The organism is Vibrio sp. 1288, from assembly GCF_033344475.1.
The window spans coordinates 1-566 of the sequence record NZ_JAWPOX010000918.1 but is presented as its reverse complement, the minus strand read 5'-3'; the positions used below and the strand labels follow the sequence as shown (position 1 = coordinate 566).

General features: G+C 46.6%; 1 protein-coding gene. It reads right to left on the bottom strand.

The genetic code is table 11. The features are described from left to right. On the bottom strand, positions 1-566 hold a 566-nt coding region (locus R8O11_RS30090), incomplete at both ends, for a ribonuclease E/G (protein ID WP_318195244.1).

Genomic DNA, 566 nt, shown 5'->3' with positions numbered 1-566 from the left:
GCCATATCGATAAAGTCGATAATGATGATGCCACCTAGGTTACGCAGACGTAACTGGCGAGCAATGGCTTGAGTCGCTTCAATATTGGTATTAAAGATGGTCTCTTCTAAGTTACGACGACCAACAAACGCACCCGTGTTGATGTCGATGGTGGTCATCGCTTCTGTTTGATCGATGATTAAGTAACCACCCGACTTGAGCTCAACTTTGCGCTCCAAAGAGCGTTGAATTTCGTTCTCAGTGTCGTACATATCAAAGATAGGCTTGTCACCTTCGTAAAGCTCAAGCTTATCGGTCAGCTCCGGTACGTACTCAGAAGTAAACTCTTTGAGGTTCTCATATTCTAAACGTGAATCGACCAAAATCTTGTCGAGTTCCGTTCCAACGAAGTCACGCAAAATACGTTGTGCAAGACCAAGCTCGCCATACAGCGTTGAACGTGTCTTGTACTTAGAACGACGCTCCATGACTTTCAGCCATAAGCGTTTTAGGAACGCAGCATCTTGAGAGAGTTCTTTCTCGTCCGCCCCTTCTGCGGCCGTGCGGATAATGAAACCACCGTGCTC